1 protein-coding gene is annotated in these 222 nt (G+C 56.8%); it reads left to right on the forward strand.

The annotated features are described in order from the left end of the window. Positions 1-222: immunoglobulin-like domain-containing protein (locus tag K0H47_RS31105; protein WP_257626671.1), on the forward strand; the 222-nt coding region annotated here is incomplete at both ends.

A 222-nucleotide genomic window follows, 5' to 3' on the forward strand; every position in this document is an offset into this window, starting at 1 on the left:
GCCGGTCACCGTGACCCTGTCCAACGGCCAGGTCATCACCATTGATGCCGGCAAAACTACCGGCACTGTGGTTTTCCAAACGCCGGTCAATGACGTCTACAACAACGGTTCCACCGTTAGCACCACGATCACAGCCGCGACTGGTGGCAACTTCGAGAAGCTGGTTCCGGATAACACCAATCCGCCAACCACCGTCATTTCGGATTCGATCGACACCACCAC

Origin of the sequence: Pseudomonas sp. Xaverov 83 (assembly GCF_019352905.1) — a bacterium.
Lineage (GTDB): Bacteria > Pseudomonadota > Gammaproteobacteria > Pseudomonadales > Pseudomonadaceae > Aquipseudomonas > Aquipseudomonas yamanorum.